The organism is Streptomyces pallidus (ex Mingjun et al. 2026) (assembly GCF_051550185.1).
In the GTDB taxonomy this organism is placed as follows: domain Bacteria; phylum Actinomycetota; class Actinomycetes; order Streptomycetales; family Streptomycetaceae; genus Streptomyces.
Genome location: NZ_CP196181.1, coordinates 5855554 through 5872044 on the forward strand (window position 1 = coordinate 5855554; position 16491 = coordinate 5872044).

The window sequence follows — 16491 nt, forward strand, 5'->3', positions numbered from 1 at the left end:
GCGGTTACTTCACGGCCTTCAGGGCGTCGATCACGCCGTAGCCGTAGTAGCCCGTCTGGCCCCTCTTGGTCGTGCAGGTGGTGGCGTCGACCAGGGTGCCCGTGCTGTCGTACACCTGCGTCGGGCAGTCCGTCCTGGTCGCCTGGGCCTTCATCAGGCGCTGGATCTGCGACGGCGAGGCCTCCGGGTGGGCGCTCTTGAGCAGCGCGGCGACGCCCGCGGCGTGCGGGGCGGCCATCGAGGTGCCCTGCTTGTAGCCCCAGCCGCCGCCGGGGAGGGTCGACAGCACGCGGCCGTTGGCGTCCGGGGTCGCCGGGACCTGGTACTTGTCGCCGCCGGGCGCGGCCACGTCGACGACGCCGATGCCGTAGCTGGAGTAGTAGGACTTGAAGCCCTTGTCACCGGTCGCGCTGACCGTGACCACGCCGGGCAGCTGCGTCGGCAGGTCCAGGCAGACCTTCGGGTCGATGGTCCGCGGGACCGGGGTGGCGTCGTCCGGGCTCGTGTCGTCGAGGATCGAGTCCGCGGCCAGGTCGTGGTTGGAGTTGCCCGCCGAGGCGACGCTCAGCACGCCCTTGCGCTCCGCGTACTTGGTGGCCCGGGAGAGGGCCTCCACCAGCGCGCCCTGGTCGCTGTCGGACTTGCAGTTGTAGAGCCACGGGTCGACGTAGTAGCTGTTGTTGGTCACCTCGATCCCCTTCTCGGCGGCGAACATGAAGCCGCACAGGACCGCCTCGGTGTAGAAGAGGCTGGTCCCGGGCTCGCTCACCTTGATGCCGGCGACCTTGACGCCCGGGGCGACACCGCTGATGCCGATGCCGTTGCGGGCCGCGGCTATGGTGCCGGCCACGTGGGTGCCGTGGTCGCTGCCGTCCGGGTACGGGCGCCAGGCCCCCTCGGAGGTGTCGGCGACGCCGCCGACGCAGTTGGCGGACTGCGCCCGGGAGAAGTTCGGCGCGAGATCGGGGTGGGTGTCGTCGACACCCGTGTCGATGACGCCCACGGTGACGTCCGGGCTGCCATCGTTGATCTTGTGAGCCTGGTCGGCCTTGATCGTCCGCAGGTCCCACTGGTTGGGCTCCAGCGGCTCCTGACCCGCCTGCGCCGCCGCGGCGGCCTTGGCGGCGTCCGCCGCGCTCAGCTTCTGCGTGGCGCCCTCGTCGGTGGTCTGCACCGCCTGCAGGGGGGCCGTGCGGGTGGCGCCGACGGACACGAACAGGCTGCGCTGGGCGCGCAGCGTCTTGGCGAACTCCGGGTTCTGGGAGTGCGCGACGACCACGCCGATCTGCTCATAGGCCGTCACCACCGTGCCGCCCGCCTGCTCGACGGCCTTCTTCGCCTGCTTCACCGTCCCGTACGCGGTCAGGTTCGCCACGTACGACAGCTTCGGGCCGGTGGTGTCGGTCTTCGCCGCCGAGGCGGCGCCCGCCGTGGTGCCCAGCGGCGCGGCGGAGGCCGCGACCGAGGGGAGGAAGGCGAGCGAGGCGGTGAGCGCCAGGCCGACCGGTACGGCGAGACGCCGGCGGCCGGATCCCAGATGAGCCATGGGTTCTCCACATCATCCGTGAAAAAGCCGTCCGTGCGCGGTCGCGCAGGACGACGGGTTCATGACAGGTGAACCTAGTGCCGGTGCTCGCCCCTGCGCCATCAGTTCGAGGAATCAGTTTCCAAAGAATCCGCCGAAGTTGAACCGCGCCGGCCCTTCGTCCGTGCCGTTGACAGGGGGACCGGTTCGCCGTCCCCCCGCACGGAGGTTGATTTGTCCGTCCCCACCGCACCAGCGTCACAAGGAGAGCCCCCCGTGACCACCGAAGCAGCGCCGCCGCCGGGCAGCGCGGGAACGACCACGGCAAGCCCCACCGCCGAGCAGTTCACCGCCGTCCAGCAGAGCGACGAGTTCGCCGGACTGCGCCGTTCCCACCGCTCCTTCGCCTTCCCGCTCACCGTCGCCTTCATCGCCTGGTACCTGCTCTACGTCCTGCTGTCCAACTACGCCGGCGGCTTCATGGGGACCAAGCTCTTCGGCAACATCAACGTCGCCCTCGCCCTGGGCCTCGGCCAGTTCGCGACGACGTTCCTCATCGCCTGGCTGTACTCGCGGCACGCGGCGCAGAAGCTCGACCCGAAGGCGGAGGCCATCAAGGCGCGGATGGAGAACGGCGCATGACCGGGACGCTGCACCTCACGGCGGCCGCGGCGCCGCACACCACGGCCGCGGCCGCGGCCGGCGCCGGCGCGCACCGGCCGCTGATCATCACCCTCTTCGGCCTGTTCGTCGTCGCCACCCTGATCATCACGGTCTGGGCCGGCCGCCAGACCCGGGACGCCGCCGACTTCTACGCGGGCGGCCGCCAGTTCACCGGCTTCCAGAACGGCCTCGCCATCTCCGGCGACTACATGTCCGCCGCGTCCTTCCTGGGTATCGCCGGCGCCATCGCCCTCTTCGGCTACGACGGCTTCCTCTACTCCATCGGGTTCCTCGTGGCCTGGCTCGTGGCGCTGCTGCTGGTCGCCGAGCCGCTGCGGAACTCGGGCCGCTACACCATGGGCGACGTCCTGGCCTTCCGGATGCGCCAGCGGCCCGTGCGCACCGCCGCCGGCACCTCCACCATCGTGGTCTCGATCTTCTACCTGCTCGCCCAGATGGCGGGCGCGGGCGTGCTCGTCTCCCTGCTGCTGGGTATCACCAGCGACGGCGGCAAGGTGGCCGTGGTCGCGCTGGTCGGCGTCCTGATGATCGTCTACGTGACCATCGGCGGCATGAAGGGCACCACCTGGGTCCAGATGATCAAGGCGGTGCTGCTCATCGCGGGCGCCCTGCTGATCACCTTCCTGGTGCTGCTCAAGTTCGACTTCAACATCTCCGACCTGCTCGGCGCCGCCGCGGAGAACAGCGGCCAGGGCGCCAAGTTCCTGGAGCCCGGGCTGAAGTACGGCAAGGACTCCACCTCGAAGCTGGACTTCGTCTCCCTCGGCATCGCCCTCGTCCTGGGCACCGCGGGCCTGCCGCACATCCTGATCCGCTTCTACACCGTGCCCACGGCCAAGGCGGCCCGCAAGTCCGTGAACTGGGCCATCGGCATCATCGGCGCCTTCTACCTGATGACCATCGCCCTCGGCTTCGGCGCCGCCGCCCTGCTCAAGCGGACCGACATCATCGCCTCCAACAAGGCTGGCAACACCGCGGCCCCGCTGGTCGCCCAGGAACTCGGCGGCGGCGCCGGCTCCACCGGCGGCGCGATCCTGCTCGCCGTGATCTCCGCGGTCGCCTTCGCCACCATCCTCGCCGTCGTCGCCGGGCTCACCCTCGCCTCCTCCTCGTCCTTCGCCCACGACCTGTACGTGAACGTGATCCGCAAGGGCAACGCCACCGAGGCGGAGGAGGTCCGGGCGGCCCGCTGGTCCACCGTCGTCATCGGCGCCGTCGCGATCTTCCTCGGCGCGCTGGCCCGCGACCTCAACGTCGCCGGCCTCGTCGCCCTCGCCTTCGCGGTCGCCGCCTCCGCCAACCTGCCGACGATCCTCTACAGCCTCTTCTGGAAGCGCTTCACCACCCGGGGCGCGCTGTGGTCGATCTACGGCGGCCTGGTCTCCTCGGTGGTCCTGGTGCTGTTCTCCCCGGTCGTCTCCGGAAAGCCCACCTCGATGTTCAAGGACGCCGACTTCTACTGGTTCCCGCTGGAGAACCCCGGCATCGTCTCCATCCCGCTCGGCTTCCTGCTGGGCTGGCTGGGCACCGTCCTGTCCAAGGAGAAGGCCGACCCGCAGAAGTTCGCCGAGCTGGAGGTCCGCTCCCTCACCGGAACCGGCGCCCACTGACACCCCGCCCGGTGAACGCCCCGCACGCGCAGCGCGGCCGTGTCGTAGATCCGTACGACACGGCTACGCCGTCTCTGGTTCGAACGGGTATCCCGCCGCGCCACCCGTCTCGCGTAGGCTCGATCACAGCGCATGCACTCTCCAACCAGGCGGCGCACATCTCCTAGGAACCGGATCGGGGAGGGGGCCCACAGTGCTTCTCGACACCTATGGCCGCGTGGCCACTGACCTGCGCGTTTCGCTCACCGACCGGTGCAATCTGCGCTGTACGTACTGCATGCCCGAGGAAGGCCTGCAGTGGCTCGGCAAGTCCGACCTGCTCACCGACGAGGAGATCGTCCGGCTGATCCGCATCGCCGTCACCCGGCTCGGGATCACCGAGATCCGCTTCACCGGCGGCGAGCCCCTGCTGCGCCCCGGCCTGGTCGGGATCGTCGAGCAGTGCGCCGCCCTGGAGCCGCGCCCCAGGATGTCGCTGACCACCAACGGCATAGGCCTCAAGCGCACCGCCGAGGCGCTCAAGGCCGCCGGCCTGGACCGGGTGAACGTGTCGCTGGACACCCTGCGCCCCGACGTCTTCAAGACGCTCACCCGGCGCGACCGGCACCAGGACGTCCTCGACGGCATGGCCGCCGCCCGCGCGGCGGGCCTCACCCCGGTCAAGGTCAACGCCGTCCTGATGCCCGGCCTGAACGACGACGAGGCCCCCGACCTGCTGGCCTGGGCCGTCGAGAACGGGTACGAGCTCCGCTTCATCGAGCAGATGCCGCTGGACGCCCAGCACGGCTGGAAGCGCGACGGCATGATCACGGCGGGCGACGTCCTCGCCTCCCTGCGCACCCGCTTCACCCTCACCGAGGAAGGCGCCGGGGAGCGCGGTTCCGCCCCCGCCGAGCGCTGGACCGTCGACGGCGGCCCGGCCACCGTCGGGGTCATCGCCTCCGTGACCCGGCCCTTCTGCAGTGCCTGCGACCGCACCCGGCTCACCGCGGACGGCCAGGTCCGTACGTGCCTGTTCGCCACCGAGGAGACGGACCTGCGCGAGGCCCTGCGCTCCGACGCCCCCGACGAGGAGATCGCCGGGCTGTGGAAGACCGCGATGTGGGGGAAGAAGGCCGGGTCAGGCCTCGACGACCCGGCCTTCCTCCAGCCCGACCGTCCGATGTCGGCGATCGGCGGCTAAGCCGCTCAGACCTGGATGGCCAGCGGCGACTGGCCGGTGAAGGCGGCGCTGGCCTTGCCCGCCTGGAAGAGGTTCGGGGTCTGGTAGAAGGGCATCTGCTCGACGATCTGCCGGTGCAGGCTGGAGTACGTGCCCTGGAAGGCGCCGTTCTTCCAGGTCTTGAGGAAGGTCTCGGTGAACAGGCCGTTGGCGCCGGCTCCGTCGCTGGAGGTCTGGTTGTCCTGGCAGCCGGAGATCAGCAGGATGTCCGCCCCGATCTCCGCGTGCTCCATCGCGGGCACGGTCTGCTGGATCCGGTCGTAGAGCTCCTGGTCGCGCTGGTAGTTGCGGAACTGCGCGTCCTGCGGCAGCACCCGCATCCGGGTGCGGACCTCGGCGGGCTCGCTGGTGTCGAAGGCCCGCTCCAGCTCCGACTTGTCGAGGAAGAGGGACAGGTCCCGGGCCACCGACCCGCTGTGGCAGCTGTCGGAGAGGACGAGGATGCGCACGTCCTCGTCGAACGAGCCGAAGAGGGCGTACAGCTCGTCGTCGATGAACTGGCGGTCGTAGAGCACCCAGGTCTCGTCGCGGCGGTCGGGCTCGTCGCCGTTCTTGTCCGGCACCTGCGCGCCGTGGCCCGCGTACGTCAGCAGGAGGATGTCCCCGCCGGTGAGCCGGGAGGCCGCCTCCTTCAGCGACGCCGTCACCCTCTCGCTGGTCGCGTCCTTGGTGAGCAGGGTGGCGAGGGTCTCGTACCGGTTGGCCGCGGCGACGCCGGCCATGGTCAGTGCGTCGTTCTCGGGGTTCTTCAGCTCGGCCTTCGTGCCGTACTTGCTCTCGTCGATCTCATTGATGCCGATGTGGATGGACAGGCCCTTGGGCATGCTCTTCTCCTGAAGTGCGCAGCGGTAGGGGAGGGCTGGGAGGCCACCTTGCTCGGGCGGCCGCAGGACTTCGTGGCGAGCGCAGGAGGCACGGTGCGGGAGCCGGCCTTCACCGCCGCCGGCCCGTCGCCGTGGGATGCCCACTCATCGCCCGCCCGACTCGGGCATGTGCTGCGAGCGAGGTCGACATTACGGAAGGTGACATTGCCGTTCCATCTTCCGCCCGAAGCTTCATCCATCTGGCGCCACGGGACCGAAGGCGACGCCCCTGCGGACCCGTCCGGCCCGGGACGCCCGGGGCCCGTCCGCCCGCTCTCCCGGCTAGCGGCGCTCCGAGCCCTCCGGCTGCACCCACTCCGTCAGCTCCACCACGTCCTTGAGGAAGCCGCGGACCCCGAGGAACTGCGACAGGTGCTCACGGTGCTCCTCGCAGGCGAGCCAGGTCTTGCGCCGCTCCGGGGTGTGGAGCTTCGGGTTGTTCCACGCCAGCACCCAGACGGCCGCCGCGCGGCAGCCCTTGGCGGAACAGGTGGGGGTCTCGGGGGAGTCAGGGGAGTTCACGGCTCAACCCTACAAACCGGCCCCGGGAAAGGGCGACGCCGAGCAGCCACGGGGGGAGCTGCCCGGCGTCGGTCCGTCGCTCCGACGGGGGATGCGGAGCGCGTAGGCAGTATGTCACGCACGACCCGGTGCGGTGCACCGGAACTTCATGATTGATCTGAGGTTTTCCTGAGGTTTCCCGCGCCCAGCGCCGGACGTGCAGGTGGCGGCAGGAAATTCGAGGGCAGCTTGGGTGTCGACTCGCGCCCCGCGTTGGCGATGACCACGGCCACGTACGGCAGCAGTGCGCCCGCGACGAGCGTCACGACCGCCAGGTACCGCTCCACGTTCCACAGGAGCACCGTCGCGATGACCGACAGGGTCCGGATCGCCATCGAGATCACGTACCGGCGCTGCCGCCCCCGCACGTCCTCGTCGAGGCCCATCCGGGCCCCGGTGATCCGGAAGACCTCGGTCCCTTTTGGTTTCCTCCGCAGCACGCTCCACCGCCCGATCCGACTCCCGGGCGTTCCGCCGCCCGGACGCTTCCACGGTACGCCGAGGTCGCGGCGGGAAGCAGAGGGGGTGCCCCTGAACGGTCGCGTCCGGCATGCGACGTACGCCGGACGGGTCGACACTGGGCCCATCTGCGCACGACGCGCCACGAGGAGGCTCGACATGCAGTGGTTGTGGGCGATCATCGTAGGTTTCGTGCTGGGCCTCATCGCCAAGGCCGTCCTCCCGGGCAAACAGCACCAGCCGCTCTGGCTGACCACGCTCTTCGGCATGGTCGGTGCCGTCCTCGGCAACGCCGTCGCGGGCTGGATGGGCGTCGCGGAGACCCGGGGCATCGACTGGACCCGGCACCTGCTCCAGCTCGCCGGCGCGGTCCTGATCGTGGCCCTCGGCGAGATGATCTACGCCTCGGTGCGCGGGGGGAGGAAGGGCACGGCCTGACGCGGCGCGCGGCCGCGCGCGGACACGGCGGGGGCCGGCCCGGACGGATGTCCGGACCGGCCCCCGCGTCGTGCGGCCGTGTCCCTGGTCAGGCGCCCGTGACCTCGACCGCGGCCAGGTTCTTCTTGCCGCGGCGCAGCACCAGCCAGCGGCCGTGCAGCAGGTCCGCCTCGGCCGGGACCGCGTCCTCGGCGGTGACCTTCACGTTGTTCACGTAGGCGCCGCCCTCCTTCACGGTCCGGCGGCCGGCCGACTTGCTGGCGACCAGTCCGGTCTCCGCGAACAGGTCCACCACGGGGGCGAGCTCCGCCACCTCGGCACGCGGCAGCTCGGACAGGGCCGCGGCCAGCGTGGGCCCGTCCAGGTCCGCCAGCTCGCCCTGGCCGAACAGGGCCTTCGACGCGGCGATCACGGCGGCGCACTGGTCGGCGCCGTGCACCAGCGTCGTCAGCTCCTCGGCCAGCGCCCGCTGGGCGGCGCGGGCCTGCGGCCGCTCGGCGGTCTGCGCCTCCAGCTCCTCCAGCTCCTCGCGGGACTTGAAGGACAGGATCCGCATGTAGGTGGAGACGTCCCGGTCGTCCACGTTCAGCCAGAACTGGTAGAACGCGTACGGCGTGGTCATCTCCGGGTCCAGCCAGACGGCCCCGCTCTCGGTCTTGCCGAACTTGGTGCCGTCCGCCTTCACCATCAGCGGCGTCGCCAGCGCGTGCACCTGCGCCTGCGGCTCCAGCTTGTGGATCAGGTCGAGGCCGGCCACCAGGTTCCCCCACTGGTCGGACCCGCCCTGCTGGAGGGTGCAGCCGTGGCGGCGGTACAGCTCCAGGAAGTCCATGCCCTGCAGCAGCTGGTAGCTGAACTCCGTGTAGCTGATGCCCTCCTGCGACTCCAGACGGCGGGCCACGGAGTCCTTCGTCAGCATCTTGTTGACGCGGAAGTGCTTGCCGATGTCCCGCAGGAACTCGATGGCGGACAGGCCCGCCGTCCAGTCCAGGTTGTTCACCATGACCGCCGCGTTCTCGCCCTCGAAGGACAGGAACGGCTCGATCTGCGTGCGCAGCCGCGTCACCCAGTTGGCGACGGTCTGCGGGTCGTTCAGGGTGCGCTCGGCCGTCGGGCGCGGGTCGCCGATCTGGCCGGTGGCCCCGCCGACCAGCGCCAGCGGCCGGTGACCGGCCTGCTGGAGGCGGCGCACGGTGAGCACCTGCACGAGGTGTCCCACGTGCAGCGAGGCGGCCGTCGGGTCGAACCCGCAATAGAACGTGACAGGACCGTCCGCGAACGCCTTGCGCAGCGCTTCTTCGTCGGTGGACTGGGCGAAGAGCCCGCGCCACTTCAGTTCGTCGACGATGTCCGTCACGGTCGTGACTCTCCTTGAACGAGGTGAAACAGGGTGTTGAAGGGTTTCCCCGCCAGTCTAGGCGGGCGGGGCACCCCCCTCGGACGCCCGGCGACCTGGGCCGCCGGGCCGGGGCGGCCTCAGACGCCCTTGCTGACCGAGCTCATGTTGAAGTCCGGGATCCGCAGCGCGGGCATCGAGGCCCGCGTGAACCAGTCGCTCCACTCGCGCGGCAGGGTCTTCTCGGGGCGACCCGCCTCCGCGGCCCGCGAGAGCAGGTCCACCGGGGACTCGTTGAACCGGAAGTTGTTGACCTCGCCGACGACCTCCCCGTCCTCCACCAGGTAGACGCCGTCCCGGGTCAGGCCCGTCAGCAGCAGCGTCGCCGGGTCGACCTCGCGGATGTACCACAGGCAGGTCAGCAGCAGGCCCCGTCCGGTTCCGGCGACCATCTCCTCCAGCGACTTCTCCCCGCCGGCGTCCATCAGCAGGTTGCCGAAGCCGGGGGAGACCGGCAGCCCGGTCAGGTCCGCGCTGTGCCGGGTGGTGGTCAGCCGGGTCAGCTCGCCGTCCTTGATCCAGTCGGTCGCCGGGACGGGCAGGCCGTTGTCGAACACCGAGGCGTCGTCGCCCGAGCTGTGCGCGATCACGAACGGTGCCGACTCCAGGCCCGGCGCGTTCGGGTCGCTGCGCAGGCTCAGCGGCAGCCCGGACAGCTTCTCCCCGAGCCGGGTGCCGCCGCCGGGCTTGGAGAACACCGTCCGGCCCTCGACCGCGTCCCGGGCCGCCGCCGACCACATCTGGTAGATCAGCAGGTCGGCCACCGCCGTCGGCGGCAGCAGCGTCTCGTACCGCCCGGCCGGCAGGTCGAAGCGCCGCTCCGCCCAGCCCAGCCGTACGGCCAGCTCCGCGTCGAGCGCGGTCGGGTCGACGTCCTTGAAGTCCCGGGTGGAGCGGCCGGCCCAGGCCGAGCGCTGCCGGTCCGGGGACTTGGCGTTGAGCTCCAGCGTGCCGTTGGGCTGGTCGTGGCGCAGCCGCAGCCCCGTCGAGGTGCCCACGTACGTGGAGACCAGCTCGTGGTTGGCGAAGCCGTACAGCTCCCGGCCGCCCGCCCGGGCCCGGGCGAAGGCCTCGCCCAGCGCCGGGGCGAAGTCCGCGAACACCGCCGAGGAGGTCTCGGCCGGGGCGTCGGCGAAGTCCGGCGAGACGGGGGTGCCGGTGACCAGCGGCTGCGCGTCCTCGGCCGGGCCGGCGCCCCGGGCAGCGGCCTCGGCGGCCCGGACCAGCGGCTCCAGGTCCTCGGCGGTCACGGCGGAGCGCGAGACGACCCCCGAGGCCGTGCCCTCCTTGCCGTCGACCGTGGCGATGACCGTCAGGGTCCGGCCGCGGGTGACGCCGTTGGTGGTGAGCGCGTTGCCCGCCCAGCGCAGGTTGGCCGTCGACTCCTCGTCGGCGATGACGACGCAGCCGTCGGCGGTGGACAGCTCCAGGGCCCGCTCGACGATCTCGTGGGGCTTCGTTCGGCTCATCGACCGGCCTCCTGGGTGGTGTTCAGGATGTTCACGTCGCGGAACAGCGCGGAGGGGCAGCCGTGCGAGACCGCCGCCACCTGGCCCGGCTGGGCCTTGCCGCAGTTGAAGGCGCCGCCCAGGACGTACGTCTGCGGGCCGCCGACCTTCTCCATGGAGCCCCAGAAGTCGGTGGTGGTGGCCTGGTAGGCGACGTCGCGCAACTGCCCGGCCAGCCGGCCGTTCTCGATCCGGAAGAACCGCTGCCCGGTGAACTGGAAGTTGTAGCGCTGCATGTCGATCGACCAGGAGCGGTCGCCGACCACGTAGATCCCGCGCTCCACCCCGCCGATCAGGTCCTCGGTGGACAGCCCGCCCGGATCCGGCTGCAGCGACACGTTCGCCATCCGCTGCACGGGCACGTGCCCGGGGGAGTCGGCGAAGGCGCAGCCGTTGGACCGGCCCAGGCCGGTCAGCCGCGCGATGCGCCGGTCCAGCTGGTAGCCGACCAGGGTGCCGTCCTTGACCAGGTCCCAGCTCTGCGCCTCGACGCCCTCGTCGTCGTAGCCGACGGTCGCCAGGCCGTGCTCGGCGGTGCGGTCACCGGTCACGTTCATGATCGCGGAGCCGTACTTCAGCGTGTTCAGCTGGTCGAAGGTGGCGAAGGAGGTCCCCGCGTACGCCGCCTCGTAGCCCAGCGCCCGGTCCAGCTCGGTGGCGTGGCCGATGGACTCGTGGATGGTGAGCCACAGGTTCGACGGGTCCACGACCAGGTCGTAGCGGCCGGCCTCGACGCTTGGCGCCCGCATCTTCTCGGCGAGCAGGGAGGGGATCTCCTCCAGCTCGGCGTTCCAGTCCCAGCCGGTGCCGGTCAGGTACTCCCAGCCGCGGCCGGCCGGCGGGGCGATGGTGCGCATCGAGTCGAACTCGCCGGTGGTGCCGTTCACGGCGACCGCGGTCAGCTGCGGGTGGATGCGCACCCGCTGCTGCGTGGTCATGGTGCCGGCGGTGTCGGCGTAGAACTTGTTCTCGTGCACGGCGAGCAGCGAGGCGTCGACGTGCGCGACCCCGTCGGCCGCGAGCAGCCGCGCGCTCCAGTCGGCGAGCAGGGCCGCCTTGTCGGCGTCCGGCACGTCGAACGGGTCCACGTCGTAGGCGGAGATCCACGTCTTGTCCGCGTGCACGGGCTCGTCGGCGAGCTCCACCCTCTCGTCGGCGCCCGCGGCCTTGATGACCTGGGCCGACAGCTTGGCCATGGCCACGGCCTGCGAGGCAACGCGGGCGGCGCCGTCCATGGTCAGGTCGACGCCGGAGGCGAAGCCCCAGGCGCCCCCGTGCACCACCCGGACCGCGTACCCGAGGTCGGTGGTGTCGGACCCGCCCGACGGCTTGGCGTCCCGCAGCCGCCAGGAAGCGCTGCGGATCCGCTCCAGCCGGAAGTCGGCGTGTTCGGAGCCCAGCGCGCGGGCCCGGGCGAGCGCCGCGTCGGCGAGCGCCCGCAGGGGCAGCGCGGTGAAGGCCGCGTCGATGGAATGGGGCACGGAAGTCCTCCCGGGGGTCGGAGCCGGTCCCCCCGATCATGGCGCGCCCGGGCCGCTCGTGCCTACCACTTTCTGTAGGGATTCGACAGAGCCCGTCCCGCGGCCCTGTGGGAGACCGATTCTGCGCGCGGCAGGAGCGGCCTATAGGTTTCTGGTACTCAGACCGCTAGTCGAAAGGGTGATCCGTTGAGCCGCTCGGTTCTCGTCACCGGAGGAAACCGGGGCATCGGCCTCGCCATCGCCCGAGCCTTCGCGCAGGCTGGCGACAAGGTCGCGATCACGTACCGCTCGGGCGAGCCGCCGCAGGAGCTCACCGCGCTCGGCGTCCTGGCGGTCCGCTGCGACATCACCGACTCGGAGCAGGTGGAGCAGGCCTACAAGGAGATCGAGGACGCGCACGGCGCGGTCGAGGTGCTGGTGGCCAACGCCGGCATCACCAAGGACACGCTGCTGATGCGCATGTCCGAGGAGGACTTCAGCTCCGTCCTCGACACCAACCTCACCGGTACCTTCCGCGTGGTCAAGCGCGCCAACCGCGGCATGCTGCGGGCCAAGAAGGGCCGCGTCGTCCTGATCTCCTCGGTCGTCGGCCTCCTGGGCTCGGCCGGCCAGGCCAACTACGCCGCCTCCAAGGCCGCGCTGGTCGGCTTCGCCCGTTCCCTCGCCCGTGAGCTGGGCTCGCGGAACATCACCTTCAACGTCGTGGCCCCCGGCTTCGTCGACACGGACATGACGAAGGTGCTCACCGACGAGCAGCGCGCGGCCATCGTGGCGAACGTGCCGCTCGCGCGCTACGCGCAGCCCGAGGAGATCGCGGCTGCCGTCAGCTTCCTGGCGTCCGACGACGCCGCGTACATCACCGGAGCCGTCATTCCCGTTGACGGCGGATTGGGCATGGGTCACTGATCACCATGAGCGGAATCCTCGACGGCAAGCGCATCCTCATCACGGGTGTGCTGATGGAGTCGTCCATCGCCTTCCACGCCGCCAAGCTGGCCCAGGAGCAGGGCGCCGAGGTCATCCTCACCGCGTGGCCGCGGCCGACCCTGACCGAGCGCATCGCCAAGAAGCTGCCGAAGCCGGTCAAGGTGATCGAGCTCGACGTCACGAACGACGAGCACCTCGCCCGCCTGGAGGGCCTCGTCCGCGACGAGCTCGGCGGCCTCGACGGCGTCGTCCACTCGATCGGCTTCGCGCCGCAGGACGCCCTCGGCGGCAACTTCCTGAACACCCCGTTCGAGTCGGTCGCCACCGCCATGCACGTCTCGGCGTTCTCGCTGAAGTCGCTGACCATGGCCTGCAAGCCGCTGTTCCCGGCGGAGGGCGCGGCCGTCGTCGGCCTCACCTTCGACGCGCAGTTCGCCTGGCCGCAGTACGACTGGATGGGCCCGGCCAAGGCCGCCCTGGAGGCCACCAGCCGCTACCTCGCCCGCGACCTGGGCAAGGAGAACATCCGCTGCAACCTGGTCTCGGCCGGCCCGCTCGGCTCGATGGCCGCGAAGTCCATCCCGGGCTTCTCCGACCTGGCGGACACCTGGAACCACCGCTCGATGCTGGAGTGGGACATGACCGACCCGGAGCCCGCGGGCCGCGGCGTGGTCGCCCTGCTGTCGGACTGGTTCCCGAAGACCACCGGTGAGATCGTCCACGTGGACGGCGGTCTGCACGCGATGGGTGCCTGAGCGGCACGCGCAACGGCGTACGGCGGCGGCCGCGCCTCCCCCCGGGGGGAGGCGCGGCCGCCGCCGTTTTCCGCGTTCCGGGGACGGGACGCGGGAGGGCGGGGTCTGCACCCTCGACCAGATTTGCGAGGGCCGACCGGATCTTCCCGAGTCGAAAACCGGGGCAGAAGACTGCAAACTGGCCAGGTCGGGATCTTCCCGGCTCCTGCCGGGAGGAGGTACGGGCGTGCCTGCGAGGCCGAACCGGGCGGTTGCGCTGCTGGTGACCTCGGTGGTCCTGGCGGGATTCCTGATCCCGGGCGTGCTCGCCCGCCCCGAGGGCGCTGACCAGGTGGCCGGGTCCGGCCCGGCCACGCCCACCGGCGTGGACCTCGCCGAGATGCCCGCCGAGCCCCCCGCACGGGCCGCCCCGACCCCGACCGCCGACCTGTTCGGCGCGGACTGCGACACGGTCGTCGAGGGCACGCTGGTCACCGCGTACTGCCACAACAGCTACCCGGAGACCGACCTGGTCCGGCTGCACGTCGAATGCGACCGCTGGTGGGACCTGGACGGGGACGGCAACGCCGTGGCCGTCGGCCCGGCCGGCCGGGCCGAGCTCGTCGGCCGGTGCTGGAAGGAAGTCCGCTCGACCTGGGTCAGCCACCGGAGGGCATGACCCCGCCCCGGGCCCCGCCGCGCCTCACTCAGGCCGAGCCCCGAGCCCCGGGCCGCACCCCGCGCCCCGCGCCCACCGGGCCCGGCGCCGTGTCCTCCGGCGCGCCTACGCCGGGTCCTGCTCCATCCGGCCCAGGCAGGTGAACGGGTAGCCGGCCGCCTCCGAGGCCGCCGTGTCCCCGTCCCCGCGCCGGATCGCCTCGATCAGCCGGGCGTGGTCCAGGAGCCCCGCCGGATCCAGGTCCACGCCCACGTCCCAGCGCAGCCACTCGGCCACCAGGTCGCCGAGGTCCGCGTAGAGCCCGGTCAGCACCTCGTTGTGCGAGGCGGCCACCACCGCCATGTGCAGCGCGACGTCCGCCGCCACGAACAACTCCGCGTCCCCGCTCGCCCAGGCCCCGTCGCGCCGCGCCAGCAGCGCGTCCAACTGCGCCATGTCCCGCTCGGTGCGCCGCTGCGCCGCCAGCCGGGCCGCGGCCGACTCCAGCGTCGAGCGGACCTCGGCGATGTGCCGGGGGTCGGCCCCGGCGAAGCGGCGGTGCATCACCCCGGCCAGCTCGCTCGTGGCGAGCACGTACGTCCCCGAACCCTGGCGGATGTCCAGCAGTCCGTTGTGGGCCAGGGCCCGGACGGCCTCGCGGACGGTGTTGCGGGCCACCCCGAGCATCTCCACCAGCTCCGGCTCGGTGGGGATGCGGGCGCCGACCGGCCATTCGCCGGACGTGATCTGGTTCCTGAGCTGGGCGATCACCTGATCGACCAGGGCGGATCGGCGGGGCGAGGTCAGTGGTGGCATACGGGCGGGAGTCCTCTCCGGGGGCCGGGCGGCCGAACGACGACTGACTGGACAGCCAATCATCCCATGATTCTATGATGGGCGAATGTTGGACGACGAGACCCAGACGATCGACCGCCGGACCGCCGCGCCCGCAACCCCCGCAACCCCCGCGACCCTCCTCCCCGCCGCACGGACCGGCCCCGCCGCGGCGGACCCCGCGCCCGAGGCCGCCCGGCGCGGATGGCTCGGACCGCTCCTCGTCGTCGGCATCGTCCTGGCAGCCCTCAACCTGCGGCCCGCCATCACCAGCCTCGGCGCCCTCTTCGAGGAGGTCCGCACCGGCCTCGGCATGAGCGGCACCGTCGCCGGACTGATCACCTCCGTCCCGGCCCTCTGCTTCGCCGTCGTCGGCGTCACCGCACCCCGCCTCTCCCGCCGCTTCGGCCCGGCGACCGTCGTCTGCGCGGGCATGGCCGCCGTCGCCGCAGGACTGCTGATCCGCCCCTTCGCCACCGGCGCCGCCGGATTCCTCGCCGCCAGCGCCCTGTCCCTGGCCGGCATAGCCCTGACCAACGTGCTGCTCCCGGTGATCGTCAAGCGCTGGTTCCCCGACCGACTCGGCACCATGACCGGCCTGTACTCCATGGCCCTGGCCGTGGGCACCTCGCTGGCCGCCGCCGCCACCGTCCCGCTGACCTCCGCCCTCGGCGGCAGCTGGCGCACCGGCCTGCTGGTCTGGGCCGTGCTCGCGGTGGCCGCCGTACTGCCCTGGCTGCCGCTGGCCGCCTCCGTCCGGCGCGAGCAGCGGACCGCCGCGGGCGCCGCACCCGCCGCGGCCGCCGGCCCGAGCGTCGTCCGCAGCCGCACCGCCTGGGCCCTGGCCGGCTACTTCGGCCTCCAGGCCACCGGCGCGTACATCACCATGGGCTGGCTCCCGCAGATCTTCCGCGACGCCGGGGTCTCCGCCGGGACCGCGGGCGTCCTGCTCGCCGTCACCATGGTCATGGGCGTCCCGCTGGCCTTCGTCATCCCCAACCTGGCCGGCCGGATGCGCAACCAGGGCCCCATCGCCGTCGGCCTCGGCGTCTTCGGCCTCATCGGCTACACCGGCCTGCACCTCGCCCCCGCCGCCGGCGCCTGGGCGTGGGCCCTCCTGCTCGGCATCTCCAACTGCGCCTTCCCCCTCGCCATCACCATGATCGGGATGCGCGCGAAGAGCCCGGCCGGCGTCGCCCGACTCTCCGCCTTCGCCCAGAGCACCGGCTATCTCGTCTCCATCCCCGGCCCCCTGCTCATCGGCACCCTCTACCAGCACAGCGGCGGCTGGGACCTGCCGCTGACCCTGATGAGCTGCCTGCTGGTCCCGCAGATCGCCCTGGGCGTGCTCGCGGGCCGGGACCGCACGATCGAGGACGACGGCGGCGTGCGAGACTGAACGGCATGTCGCCCGTACTCGACCCCAACCCCCAGGACGGCCGCAAGAAGCTCGGCGCCGTGCTCGGCGCGATGCTCGTCGTCACCGTGATCATCGCCGTCATCGCGACCCTCGCCTCGCCCTGACCCGGCAGGGGGTGGGGCTGCCCCCACCGACCCCTAGGGGGCGGGGTTCAGGGTCGGGTGGGGTGCG

Annotated in this window: 17 protein-coding genes; 9 read left to right on the forward strand and 8 right to left on the reverse strand. The window is 71.7% G+C overall.

Going from position 1 to position 16491, the window contains the following annotated elements; all coding sequences use genetic code 11:
• Positions 1–4: 4 nt before the first annotated feature.
• Entirely contained in the window at positions 5–1546 is a 1542-nt protein-coding gene (locus tag ACSHWO_RS25960) for a S8 family serine peptidase (protein WP_438315405.1), read from the reverse strand.
• Positions 1547–1801: 255 nt separating this feature from the next.
• Here ACSHWO_RS25960 and ACSHWO_RS25965 point away from each other — a divergent pair, with 255 nt between their 5' ends.
• From ACSHWO_RS25965 to moaA, 3 genes are all read left to right on the forward strand, one after another.
• Positions 1802–2167, forward strand: a complete 366-nt coding sequence (locus ACSHWO_RS25965) for a DUF485 domain-containing protein (protein WP_361087605.1) — start codon at positions 1802–1804, stop codon at positions 2165–2167.
• Positions 2164–3819, forward strand: coding sequence for a solute symporter family protein (locus tag ACSHWO_RS25970; protein ID WP_438315408.1), 1656 nt, complete (start codon positions 2164–2166; stop codon positions 3817–3819). Before ACSHWO_RS25965 ends, ACSHWO_RS25970 begins: the two co-directional genes overlap by 4 nt.
• A 193-nt stretch (positions 3820–4012) precedes the next feature.
• Positions 4013–5002 carry a GTP 3',8-cyclase MoaA gene (gene moaA, locus ACSHWO_RS25975; protein ID WP_438315411.1) on the forward strand — a complete coding sequence of 330 codons (990 nt, stop codon included), beginning with the start codon at positions 4013–4015 and terminating at the stop codon, positions 5000–5002.
• Between the two features lie 5 nt (positions 5003–5007).
• Here the strand turns inward: moaA and ACSHWO_RS25980 are convergent, their stop codons facing one another.
• The 3 genes from ACSHWO_RS25980 to ACSHWO_RS25990 form a co-directional block, all read right to left on the reverse strand.
• A complete protein-coding gene (locus tag ACSHWO_RS25980; RefSeq protein WP_385849828.1) occupies positions 5008–5865 on the reverse strand; it encodes a caspase family protein in 858 nt (285 codons plus the stop codon).
• Between the two features lie 321 nt (positions 5866–6186).
• Positions 6187–6426 (reverse strand): hypothetical protein, encoded by a 240-nt coding sequence (locus ACSHWO_RS25985; protein ID WP_360634830.1) that lies wholly within the window; start codon positions 6424–6426, stop codon positions 6187–6189.
• Between the two features lie 146 nt (positions 6427–6572).
• Positions 6573–6851 carry a DUF3099 domain-containing protein gene (locus ACSHWO_RS25990; protein WP_361087593.1) on the reverse strand — a complete coding sequence of 93 codons (279 nt, stop codon included), beginning with the start codon at positions 6849–6851 and terminating at the stop codon, positions 6573–6575.
• Between the two features lie 232 nt (positions 6852–7083).
• Between ACSHWO_RS25990 and ACSHWO_RS25995 the strand changes: the two genes are divergently transcribed.
• A complete protein-coding gene (locus ACSHWO_RS25995; protein ID WP_361087590.1) occupies positions 7084–7362 on the forward strand; it encodes a GlsB/YeaQ/YmgE family stress response membrane protein in 279 nt (92 codons plus the stop codon).
• An 88-nt stretch (positions 7363–7450) separates the two neighbouring features.
• Here the strand turns inward: ACSHWO_RS25995 and tyrS are convergent, their stop codons facing one another.
• The 3 genes from tyrS to ACSHWO_RS26010 form a co-directional block, all read right to left on the reverse strand.
• Positions 7451–8719: a tyrosine--tRNA ligase gene (gene tyrS / locus ACSHWO_RS26000; protein WP_361087587.1), complete on the reverse strand. Its 1269-nt coding sequence runs from the start codon at positions 8717–8719 to the stop codon at positions 7451–7453.
• A 119-nt stretch (positions 8720–8838) separates the two neighbouring features.
• Positions 8839–10227, reverse strand: coding sequence for a metallopeptidase TldD-related protein (locus ACSHWO_RS26005; RefSeq protein WP_385849830.1), 1389 nt, complete (start codon positions 10225–10227; stop codon positions 8839–8841).
• Positions 10224–11747 (reverse strand): TldD/PmbA family protein, encoded by a 1524-nt coding sequence (locus ACSHWO_RS26010; RefSeq protein WP_361087581.1) that lies wholly within the window; start codon positions 11745–11747, stop codon positions 10224–10226. Before ACSHWO_RS26010 ends, ACSHWO_RS26005 begins: the two co-directional genes overlap by 4 nt.
• Positions 11748–11933: 186 nt before the next feature.
• On the opposite strand from ACSHWO_RS26010, the gene fabG reads away from it, so the two are divergent.
• The 3 genes from fabG (at position 11934) to ACSHWO_RS26025 (ending at position 14087) form a co-directional block, all read left to right on the forward strand.
• Positions 11934–12653, forward strand: coding sequence for a 3-oxoacyl-[acyl-carrier-protein] reductase (gene fabG / locus ACSHWO_RS26015; protein WP_385849831.1), 720 nt, complete (start codon positions 11934–11936; stop codon positions 12651–12653).
• Positions 12654–12658: 5 nt separating this feature from the next.
• The gene (gene fabI, locus ACSHWO_RS26020; protein WP_361087575.1) at positions 12659–13429 is read left to right on the forward strand and encodes an enoyl-ACP reductase FabI; all 771 of its coding nucleotides are present in this window, start codon (positions 12659–12661) and stop codon (positions 13427–13429) included.
• Positions 13430–13655: 226 nt separating this feature from the next.
• Positions 13656–14087 (forward strand): hypothetical protein, encoded by a 432-nt coding sequence (locus ACSHWO_RS26025; RefSeq protein ID WP_438315419.1) that lies wholly within the window; start codon positions 13656–13658, stop codon positions 14085–14087.
• Positions 14088–14192: 105 nt separating this feature from the next.
• On the opposite strand, the gene ACSHWO_RS26030 is transcribed toward ACSHWO_RS26025, so the two are convergent.
• Complete coding sequence (locus tag ACSHWO_RS26030) at positions 14193–14882, reverse strand: FadR/GntR family transcriptional regulator (RefSeq protein WP_385849808.1); 690 nt, start codon at positions 14880–14882, stop codon at positions 14193–14195.
• A gap of 85 nt (positions 14883–14967) precedes the next feature.
• On the opposite strand from ACSHWO_RS26030, the gene ACSHWO_RS26035 reads away from it, so the two are divergent.
• Complete coding sequence (locus ACSHWO_RS26035) at positions 14968–16299, forward strand: CynX/NimT family MFS transporter (protein WP_438315422.1); 1332 nt, start codon at positions 14968–14970, stop codon at positions 16297–16299.
• 5 nt (positions 16300–16304) lie between these two features.
• A complete protein-coding gene (locus ACSHWO_RS26040; protein WP_361087566.1) occupies positions 16305–16424 on the forward strand; it encodes an SGM_5486 family transporter-associated protein in 120 nt (39 codons plus the stop codon).
• Positions 16425–16491 lie beyond the last annotated feature (67 nt).